Origin of the sequence: uncultured Flavobacterium sp. (assembly GCF_963922255.1) — a bacterium.
Lineage (GTDB): Bacteria > Bacteroidota > Bacteroidia > Flavobacteriales > Flavobacteriaceae > Flavobacterium.
The window spans coordinates 1-10,880 of sequence record NZ_CAWUIC010000028.1; the positions used below are offsets into that span (position 1 = coordinate 1).

Here is a 10,880-nt window from a genome sequence, read left to right on the forward strand (position 1 = left end):
TATTTTACTTATATTCACTGCGTTTTGTTCATATTTTTACTATAGTATTGAAATATAATTAGTTGAAATTTTATTTAAAAAATAATGTTCATATAATGTGTTCATTATAAATTATGCAGCAAATAATTAGAAAAAATGTAAGTGAAAATTAATTTTTTGTTAATAATAAATTAGAGTTTAGTTACAGAAAATGGAAAATAAACTTACTCTATTCGGCATTTAAGTCAAAGATGTTCTGAGTTATCGAAAAAATAATAAACAAAAACTATTATGAATTAACTTCTACCGCTTACTTATGTAATTATATTTTATAACACTTTATAATAAAAAAAACATACTTATATTAATATTATTAATATGTTTAAAGTATTTTTGTTTTATAATATATTAATTGTCTAGTAAAAAGAATAATTATGATGAATGATTTAACTGTCATTAAAGAGGAATTATTAAAATTATTATCAAAATCGCCACCAGATTTTGATAGGATATTAGTGTTATCTAATGAATTGGTTAAGCTTGATCCAAATTATCAAAGATTTTTTGTTGATGCTAAAACTTTAATTCATTTAGGAAGAGATAGCATAAAAGACCATTCGACAGCTTTATTAGAGTTAGTTAAAAATAGTTACGATGCTGATGCAAAAAATGTAGAGATTGAAATACATTCTATTGATTCTGATTTGATTCGTATAGCAGATAATGGTTTTGGAATGACTGAAAACGAACTTAAAAATAATTGGTTAAGAGTTGGATTTTCTGAAAAAAGAGTTTCAAAAAAAAGCGTTTTAGGTAGAAGGAAAACAGGAGAGAAAGGAATAGGTAGAATATCCACAGATAGATTAGGTTCTTATTTAATTATTAAAACTAAATCTAAAGATGATAAATTAATTGGTTTAAAGTTAAATTGGGATGATTTTGATGTAGAAGGAAAAAGCGTTTCTGATATTAAAGTTCAAATATTTGAACCGGATTCAATCGAATTACCAAAATTAAATGGAGAAAAATCTAAAACAGGAACTGAAATTTTAATTTCAAAACAAAGGCAGCCTTGGAGTAAAAATAATATTGAGAATTTATATCAAGAACTAGCGGCATTAACTCCTCCTTTTGATAACGTTGAAGATTTTAAAATCTCATTAGTGAATGATATTCAACCAACTATATCTGAAGAAATAAATACAGATTTTTTAAAAGCAGCTGAAATAGAAATTGAAGCTTATTACGATGGTAAGGGATCAGAAATTGTATACACATATTGGGATAAATACAGAAAAAAAGAATCCATAGAAAAAATAAATTGGCAAAATTTAATTTTAAAAACTAATTTAAATAACAGTAATAATATTTCAAGTAAACTTAGATGCGGTCCTGTGACTTTAAAATTGTATTTCTTTCTTAGAGAAGGTGCATCAGTAAAAGATTTTGACTTTAATCTAACATCATTAAGAGAATTTTTAGATAATAATGCTGGAATAAAAATATATAGAGACAGAATTGTTGTAAAACCCTATGGATTTCCAACTTCTCAATTTGGTTATGATTGGCTAGAGCTTGCTGATAGGAAAGCTCAAGATCCTGCTGGAATAAGTAGAACTGAAAATTATAGAGTAACTCCAAATCAATTAGTAGGTGGAGTATTTATCACAAGAGATTCTAATGTTGAATTATCTGACAGTGCTGCTAGAGAAGGTTTAGTTGAGTCTGAAGCTTTTTATGACTTACGAAGTTTAACTTTAGGGTCTATAAATATGCTTGAATCATATAGAACTAAACTAATACCACAAATAAAAAAATCAAAAAGTGAAACAAAGTCTTCTGAAAACAAGACCGATAGATTAATTAAGGAATTATCAAAAATTGAACAGGATTTAGATGATATTAACGAAGAAATTCAAAGTAGCACTGATATTGACTCCAACACAAAAGAAAAGGTTCAAAAGAATATTACAAATCTTAGCAAGACAACAACTAAAATTGAAAAGACAATTAATGATTTATTAAATTGGAACAGAACACTCAGTGGACTTGCTACAATTGGAATTTCATCAGCAGTTTTTGGTCATGAAACAGAAGGCTCAATTTCTCAATTCAAAAGTTCAGTTACTACAGCTAAACTTTTATTAAAAAAGAAAGAACCAAGTTTATCTGATGCGATTAATGAATTAGATAAAGCAACAAAATATTCAAATAGGGTAGCAGCATGGGGTGCATATGCATTAACTAGAGTACAAAGAGAAAAAAGAAATAAGAAGCATATTAACTTAAGAAACACAATTGAAACGGTCATTAATGAACTTGAGCCTGTATATAGTGCTGCCTCTATAAAAATAGATTTTATAGCAGAGAATATGTACTCTCATACCTATCAAATGGATATTGAAACAATACTAATAAACCTTTTAACAAATTCATATACTGCAGCCACACAAAAATCTGGTCATAGAAAAATAATAATAACACTTGCTTTAAATGATAGAAAAATAACAAAAAAAATAACAAAAAACGGTTATTTAATAACGGTTTCTGATTCAGGTCATGGTGTTTCTTCTGAATTTAGTCATAGAGTTTTTGAACCTTTGTTTTCAACTAAAATAAACCCTCTACAAGGAAGTAAAAGTATTGGCACTGGTCTAGGACTAACAGTTGTAAATTCAATTGTTAAGGATTTAAAAGGGGAAGTTACCTTTGATATTGATCCTGTTTTGAAAGGTGCTCGTTTTAAAGTTTGGTTACCATTAGAAAAAAATTAAATTATGCATAATATTGGAATAATTGACGATAATAAAGATCAAAGAGAAACTTTAAGATTAGCTCTTGGTGTTTATTTAGAACAAAGGGATTCTTCTCTAGGAGTGATCGATATTTATCCTTTTGAAACAGATGACTTTAGTGAGTATTTTTCTTGGATAGATGAAAATAAAATTGTTTGTTTGATTTTTGACGAAAGAATGCATAATGATTCTGAAAATGAAAAAGGACCTGTAGGTTATAGAGGTAATGAATTAGTTGTTCATGTTCGTAATAGGTATAAGGATATTCCAATTTATGTAATTACTTCTCACAAAGAAGATGAAGACCTACAAATTAAATTCAGTCAATTTGAAGACATCATAGATAGGCAACAATTTACAAATGAGGGAGAAAAATATGTTGATAGATTCATTCGAGCAACTCAAAGATATCTTGATGAAAATATTTTAGAGTTAGAAGAATATCAAAAACTAGCTGAATCTATAGCAATTGGAAATTGTTCTGAAGACGATCAAATTAAATTTAATGCGCTAAGAGTTAAATTGAATCTGCCTGTTGATATAAATCTTGGAGATAGAAAAGATTGGCTTAATCAGTATGAAGAAAATATTAATGAGTTATTAGCTTTTAAAAATAATTTAGAAGAAAAATTGAAGAAAAATTGAATTGGAAAATAATTATTAAAGACAAGAAAAATCAACCTCAAACGGGTTCATATCCAGATTGGAAAGAACAGATAGCTGAGGAATGTTATTTTCAATGTATATATTGCTCTATTCACGAAGCACAATTTGGCGGAATTGATCATTATCATATTGAACATTATAAACCAAAATCAATAGAGAGATTTAAAAATCTAGAAAATGATATTACAAATTTATTTTATTCTTGTCCAATCTGTAATAGATTTAAAAGTAATGATTGGCCAAATGACGAACATGATTTAAATATTATATGCTACCCAAATCCAACTATACATGATTATAATAACATTTTTAAATTAAACATAAATACATTTAAAATTGAAGGTTTATACTTAAGTTCAAAATATATAGTTGAAAGATTATATTTAAATAGGCCTCAACTTATTTATGAAAGAAGAGAAACCCTACTTCAAGAAAAGCATACTAACTTAAGAAACGAAATAGAGGAGTTATTATCTAAAATTGATGATAATGATACTTTAAGGAGTGCTTATACATTAGTAAATAAATCTTTAGATCATTTAAAGAAAAGGAGTGAGATTAGACCATATAAATTATCAGAAATACGAAAATGAATAAAAAAATATTAGGTTCATATTATACTCCACAAAATTTAGCAAAATTTGTAACTAACTATTGTGCCAATCAAATTAATAAGAAAGAATTTTCTATATTAGAACCAAGTGTTGGTGACGGAAATTTTGTAGAATCAATTAATAATTATTACAATAATAATGTAATAAAAAAGATTAATCTAACAATAGTTGAAAAAGAAAATGAAGAACTTATAAAAGCAAAAAAAAAGAATATTAATAAAAATATAGTATTAAAGTCAATTAATGATGATTATTTAAATTTTCATTTTAATAACAAGAAAAAGTTTAATTTAATAATTGGAAACCCACCTTATGTAAAAAGTAATTTACTAAAAGATGAACAGAAAGACTTAATAAAAAGAATTCATAATGAATTAAATTTGTCTAATAAAAAAACCAATAATATTTGGACTGCTTTTTTGGTTAGCTCAATAATAAAATTAGAGCAAGACGGTATTTTAGCATTTATACTCCCATTAGAGCTACTACAAGTTAAATTTACTGAGGAATTAAGAGAACTTTTAAAAAAATCTTTTGAAAGGTTAGAAATTTTTATGTTTAATGAATTACAATTTTTAGAATGTAAAGGTCAAGATACTGTTTTGTTAATTGGGTATAAAAAGCATAAAGTTTCAGGAACTTTTTATACTACAATTAAATCTATGGAAGAGTTATTAAATAATGAATTTATACTTTATAGAAATAAAAGTGTTTCAGAGTCAAATAAAAAATGGACACATCATTTTATCTCTTCTGATGAATATGTTTTTTTAGAAAAATTAAAAAAGGATTTAAAACCTATATCAGAATATGTTAATAACAAAGCGGGTATTGTTACTGCAGCTAATAATTATTTTATTGTTAATGAAGAAACTTTAGAAAAATTTTCATTGAACTCATTCTCAAAACCAATTGTTCAAAAAGGCGTTTTTGTAAATGGATCAGTAAGTTTTAATAAAGATGATTATGATAAATTAATATATGATAAAAAGCCAGCTTTCCTTTTAGATTTTAATAAAATAGATGCTTCAAAAATTCCAAATAATGTAAAAGAATATTTAATTAAAGGTGAAGAAGAAGGGCTTCAAGAAAGATTTAAATGTAAACAAAGAATTCATTGGTATAAAGTTCCAAATATAGCTACTCAATCAAAAGCTTTTTTTTTCAAAAGAGCTCATGAATATCCAAAATTATTAAAAAATGAAGCTAATGTTTTTGTAACAGATAGTGCATATAATATTGAAATAAAAGATAATTATAGAATTGATGACTTTATATTTTCTTTTTATAATTCTTTAACATTAACTTTTTCGGAACTAGAAGGAAGATATTATGGAGGCGGAGTATTAGAGTTAACTCCTAATGAATTTAGAGTTTTGCCATTACCATATAATTCAATTGATAATTTTAACAATTATAAAAAAATATTTAAAAGTAAAAAAAATATTAGTGAATTATTAAGTCATTATAATCATCAGATACTTAATTCTAGTTTAAATTTATCTAATGAAGAAATAAATAAAATTGAATTAATAAGAAATAAACTAATAAACAAGAGACAAAAAAAGGATATATAAAATAATATTTAGTATAAAACTTTTCATTTAAAATCATTTATCCCTTATTTTAGGGATAATAAAAAGTGTGCATAAAAATCGTTTAAAGTATTTAAATACAAACAAATACATAAAATTAAAAATGTATCCCAATAATAAGACTCAATTAATTAAATATTTCTAATTGGCTTCATCAGTTCATCTATATCATAACCTTTTGCTTGAGCTCCATTAATAATCATTGCGATTTTTTCTATTAAATTATCTCTTTGAGATTCAAGCTCATTTATTTTGTCTTTTAATATTTTGTTTTGGTCAATAACAGTATTTCTTTTCTTTTTTTTGTTCAAATCTAATCCCTCTTTATCTAATTGAATCTTTCTGGCTTCTTCAATTAATAACGCTCTTGAAGGTATAGACAATGTACCTCTACTTGCTAATTTAAGTCTTCTTTGTAAAGTAGATCTTGAAATCGGAGCAAGCTTATATCCTAATTCAATCATATCTTCAAGTTCTTTTCTTAGTTGAATATCAAGTTTTTCTCCTCTCAAATTTTTCATTATTAAACTGATTTATTTCTTCTTTTATTTATTGATTCTGTCACTTCTGCACCTTCAGGAAATAATTGAATAGGAGTAGAAGAGGGGATAGTAATCAATGCTTTTTCAAGATTACTTATTTTTAATTTTAAATCACTTTCCCAAATTGATTTATCTTCATCATTTTCAGATTCATGCAATATTTTTTTCAACACTTTTTTACTACTATCTAGTTGTTCTTTTATTCGTTCAGTTTCACCTGGTGTATTTGTTCTATGTAAATGTGAACAGCCATTCCAACATTGAAGGTGTTTTTGACAAGGTGATTGACTAAAATCATGAGTACATCCACCAAATGGAGTTAAATGTATAGCTAGCCCATGAGTTCCTAAAAAATCCTCAGCACTTTCAAGACCCTCTTCTTGTTTAATTAAATGATAAGTATCTGTTATTTCTCCAAATATTGTTTGCTCACGAATTCCTTTTTTAAGAAAAAGAACTTTATCATTTAAAGAATTAAAACTTAAAAAATCCTGATGTAATGAAAGTTTTTCTTTAATACTAGTATGCTGATATGCTTTGTTTTGGGTTAAATTCTGTCTACCTAAAGCTAATGCTTGTTGAACATTGCTCATTCCAGAAAGCTCATAAATAGTATTTCTCCAATGTCTTGGCTGATGACTAGTGAATTTTATTTTAGAACCATCAGCTTCAGTTAATTTTCTTCTTTCGAAAATAGATTCAATTCCTCTAATATTACCTAATGCTTCATTAATTTCTTTAAATTTGACAATTCCTGGATATATTTTGAGAATATTCGATTTTCTTCTAAACCTGAAAGCCCCTTCAAATCGAATTGATAAAATCTCACTTGTTTTAAGAATTGTTTTTATAGAATTATTTCTATTCTCTTGTAAAATATTATGGCTAGGAAGCTCTTTTAAAAGCGTATTCTTAATATCATCTAATTTATATATCTGTGGATATCCCATTCTATTTGAACTGATCCTAGTTCTGTTTTCAATATCTTTTCTGATAGGTAATAGTCCTTTATTTTTTAAATATCCTCTTAAATAGAAAATATAGTTAAAACTCAAATATTTAATTAAATCTATTTCTGAAATTTCATTTTTCTCATTTTTATAATTTAAAACTTCTCCAATATTATTTTCTTGCCATTTTGCTACTTCACGAACTTCTATTGTTAACTTCTTTAATCTTTCAATAGCTCTTTTTGCCATTGGAATATCTTGATTTGCTAACCAATGGACTCTAGTTTTGAATTTTTTTTCAGCATAATATCTTATTCCATAGTTAATTATGTAATCTCCATTTGCATCTTTTTCTTTTCTACCTATAGAATCAACCACGGCTTTTTCTACCCAACAATCGTATGGGATATGAGTTATCTCATTAACTCTTTGACCAGTGACAATTAATAGATCAATAGTTCTTAATAATATTTCTTCATTATCATCAATAGGATTATTTGAACATTCTGCATATGCAGCTAAACTCTCAAATGAAGGAAGCTTTTCATTCCCTTCGGGTTCATTAAAATCTATATTTTTTTTTGAGTTATATTTATAATATATATTTCCAGACTTAAAACCATGTTTAAATAAAATCTTTTTGGATGATAAGTTTTTCTTATCAATAACATCTGCAATTATTTGCAAATTTGTTGCAGCATCAAATATATTCTTATATTGAATTATTTTTAAAAAGGTTATGGTTTCTTCAAAATGCCACCTTGTAAGTTGCATAACATTATTTTCTTTTCTTTGAAACATTACTATAAACAATCTTCTACATTCAATAATATAATTTCTAGCTGCAATATAGCCACAACCTTTAGTTCTAACTAAATATATAACTAATGCTTTAACAAAATCAGAGTATTCTGAAGGTAAGTTTCCTTTTGGCGGTAATTCAACATCACTAGGTATTTTCTTTGTTCTTATACTAAAATTTATAAATCTAAAAACTTTTTCATGACTTCTGTTTGGTAACCAATCATTTACATTCCATGTAGAATCTTCCCATGAATTTGGTATTTGTAAAGACTTGAAAATTTCTTTTTCTTGATCTATAAATTTTCGTAAATTTTCTTTAATCATTTAAATCTTTTATTTTATTTAATACAGCTTTTACAGATAATATTGTCTGATTTAATTGGGTTATAGGTCTATTAAATTCTATATCATTGCTTTTTTCTGAAATGTCAATGAAATATTGTGCTTGCTTCTCTAAATTTTCAATAACTTCAATATGATTTCCGTCCTTAAATGGATGAAATTTAATACATGTATAACAAGAATAAACAGGATTTTTGGGACAATTTGTTTTGATATCCAAACCACAAGAACCAATGCCACCAATATATTGATTGTTTATCATTCCTTTAACATGAGTAGAGGTTGGAGATTCATTTTTATAAATAATTTTACCTGTATTCATCATTTTTATTAAAGATGAATAATTCTCATTTTTTGCTAATGCTATTGACTTAATTTCAGCTATTTTAGGAGTAGCTGCAATATAAGCTCTTGCCGGATAAGTAGAATTATGCCCAAGTATTTCTGCTATAATTTCAGCAGATGCACCTTGATCAGCAAGTGATTGAGCTAAATTATGTCTTAAATCTGTTGCAGATTTCTTTTTAATACCTAATTTTTGAAGTTCTTTAATGATTATATCTGTAAACATTGCAGTGGACAATCTTTTATCATCATCAAAAGAGAATAGGGGAGAATCTTCTTTAAAAATATCCTTTCTTAAAGTTAGCATTAGTTTTATTTTATTTGCTAATTCTTTACTTATTGCCCTTTGTCTTCTTTCTATGGATTTAGTATTTCTTTTTTTTGACATAGGGAGATTTAAAGAAGCGTATACTGTTTCTAAATTCTTCATAAATTTAAAATCCTCTATATTCAATAGATAAAATTGAGATGGGCGAGGAGCTAGTTCATAAGCTAAATGCAAAATTATATTGTTTATTAAAAGGCTATAGTCAGTTATTTTTTTACTTTGATATAATTTATCAATAAGCTTTTTTTTATCTGTTTCTTCAAAATATACTTGATTTAAAAAGACTTTTTCATAGGGGACATTGGGTTTAATTTTATATTCATTAATCATTAAAAATATATCTTCTGTAAAACCTTCAAATTCATTAATAAGACAGAACTCATAAAATTTTCTTAATGAATACAAAATACTTCTAACCATTATTGAATTTAATATTAAAATGATTTTATTCGTTTTATGTAGTTCAGAAAATTTATATTTTGATAAAAATTTTAAAAACCTTATTTCACCATATCCAATTGAATAAATTGAAAGTTTGGTGAATCGATAAATGATAAAAAGCTTTAATATTTTAGTTGAATCTGGACTAAATTGTAAAGAATTCCAGTTAATAATGAATTTTTTACCACCTGCAAACCAAATCCATATTTGATTAGAGGTAGTTATTGTCTGTTCATCTTTTATTTTATCATTAATATTGAAAATTATTGGTAAATTAATCATCATTTAACCTTTTTAAATTATGTGCATTAGCTATTTTTTGAAAATATTTTTTTGTGTATAAAATTGGCATTGATGAATTATTAGTCCAACCACATAATAATCTCAACTCATCTTTTGCTCTTTCTGTTTCTAAACCTCTAAATTCGATTAAATACATAATCATATTTTCTGCAAAGTTATGTCTAGCCATATGGGGTGTAATTTTATAATTAATTTTAATAGAAACTTCATTGAAAATTTTTTGAATCATACTTTTTGAAATTGGGTTACCATTGATATTAGTAAATAAGAAAGTATGTTTTTTAGTCTTATTTCGATAATATTTTATAAACAATTCGTAGATTAAATAAGTGTTTTTACTAATTGAAATAAAACGCTGACTATTGAAGTTTTTTAATGATGGAATATCCCATCTTTTATCTTCATTATTATTTTGGTGATATTTTATCTGCAAGTAAAACTTATTTTCATGTCTATAAACATCTTTAATTCTTAATCTTAACAATTCACCAATTCTTATTCCAGTTTCAAATAGTAATAGAAATATCAAATTATTTCTTGTTTTTAAATTGTTTTTAAAAAAATTAGATTTTGATTTATAATTAATTATTGAAAATAGTTCTTCAATAATTTTTTGGGGAATAGAATTATATGAATTTGATTTATTTTTTATTTCAGTGATCTGAAGATTAAAAATCCTTTGAATTTTAATATAATCTGTATTAATATCATTTGAATATAAATCTGATAATCGTAATAAAATTATTTTAATATTACTTAAATGTAAATTAATTGAACTTTGTGAATTTATATGTACTATTAGCCATGACGAAAAATTAATTATATCTTTAATTATTAAATCAATTTGTTTATTGTAAATGATTTTATCTAATTCTTGGTTGTAGTTTTCATTTAAGTATTTCTGGAAATAAATATATGTTGTCGCATATGAGTATTTAGTTTTAAAAGATTTTCTTTTAAAAAACAATATTGTGATTTTAAGAAATATATAATCCGGTATATTATTATTATAAACTAAAGGATAACATTCTTCTTTATTTATTTTTATTTTAAGTATTTTCATAAATTGCATGATTACTCATGCAATTTAAACTGTTTATTTATTATTAACAAAAGGGAAAGAGTATAATATTTATAATATGAACATTATTTACAGTACTTCTTATTTTACATAAT

8 protein-coding genes are annotated in these 10,880 nt (G+C 25.0%); 4 read left to right on the plus strand and 4 right to left on the minus strand.

Annotated features, from left to right (window positions below; all coding sequences use genetic code 11):
* Nucleotides 1-413 precede the first annotated feature (413 nt).
* Genes AABJ49_RS13755 through AABJ49_RS13770 form a run of 4 tightly spaced genes read left to right on the plus strand, consistent with a single transcriptional unit; the run spans nucleotide 414 to nucleotide 5,631 of the window.
* On the plus strand, nucleotides 414-2,753 hold the full coding sequence (locus tag AABJ49_RS13755) for a sensor histidine kinase (protein WP_338378865.1): 2,340 nt from the start codon (nucleotides 414-416) through the stop codon (nucleotides 2,751-2,753).
* A gap of 3 nt (nucleotides 2,754-2,756) precedes the next feature.
* The gene (locus AABJ49_RS13760) at nucleotides 2,757-3,419 is read left to right on the plus strand and encodes a hypothetical protein (protein ID WP_338378866.1); all 663 of its coding nucleotides are present in this window, start codon (nucleotides 2,757-2,759) and stop codon (nucleotides 3,417-3,419) included.
* Nucleotides 3,416-4,033: an HNH endonuclease gene (locus AABJ49_RS13765; RefSeq protein ID WP_338378867.1), complete on the plus strand. Its 618-nt coding sequence runs from the start codon at nucleotides 3,416-3,418 to the stop codon at nucleotides 4,031-4,033. The genes AABJ49_RS13760 and AABJ49_RS13765 overlap by 4 nt, the downstream gene beginning before the upstream one ends.
* Nucleotides 4,030-5,631, plus strand: coding sequence for an N-6 DNA methylase (locus AABJ49_RS13770; protein WP_338378868.1), 1,602 nt, complete (start codon nucleotides 4,030-4,032; stop codon nucleotides 5,629-5,631). The genes AABJ49_RS13765 and AABJ49_RS13770 overlap by 4 nt, the downstream gene beginning before the upstream one ends.
* A 149-nt stretch (nucleotides 5,632-5,780) precedes the next feature.
* On the opposite strand, the gene AABJ49_RS13775 is transcribed toward AABJ49_RS13770, so the two are convergent.
* The 4 genes from AABJ49_RS13775 to AABJ49_RS13790 are packed head-to-tail and all read right to left on the minus strand — an operon-like array spanning nucleotide 5,781 to nucleotide 10,767.
* Nucleotides 5,781-6,170, minus strand: coding sequence for a hypothetical protein (locus tag AABJ49_RS13775; protein ID WP_338378869.1), 390 nt, complete (start codon nucleotides 6,168-6,170; stop codon nucleotides 5,781-5,783).
* A gap of 2 nt (nucleotides 6,171-6,172) precedes the next feature.
* Complete coding sequence (locus AABJ49_RS13780) at nucleotides 6,173-8,269, minus strand: hypothetical protein (RefSeq protein ID WP_338378870.1); 2,097 nt, start codon at nucleotides 8,267-8,269, stop codon at nucleotides 6,173-6,175.
* Nucleotides 8,262-9,686: a site-specific integrase gene (locus tag AABJ49_RS13785; RefSeq protein WP_338378871.1), complete on the minus strand. Its 1,425-nt coding sequence runs from the start codon at nucleotides 9,684-9,686 to the stop codon at nucleotides 8,262-8,264. The genes AABJ49_RS13780 and AABJ49_RS13785 overlap by 8 nt, the downstream gene beginning before the upstream one ends.
* Nucleotides 9,676-10,767: a site-specific integrase gene (locus tag AABJ49_RS13790; protein ID WP_338378872.1), complete on the minus strand. Its 1,092-nt coding sequence runs from the start codon at nucleotides 10,765-10,767 to the stop codon at nucleotides 9,676-9,678. The genes AABJ49_RS13785 and AABJ49_RS13790 overlap by 11 nt, the downstream gene beginning before the upstream one ends.
* Nucleotides 10,768-10,880: the final 113 nt, after the last annotated feature.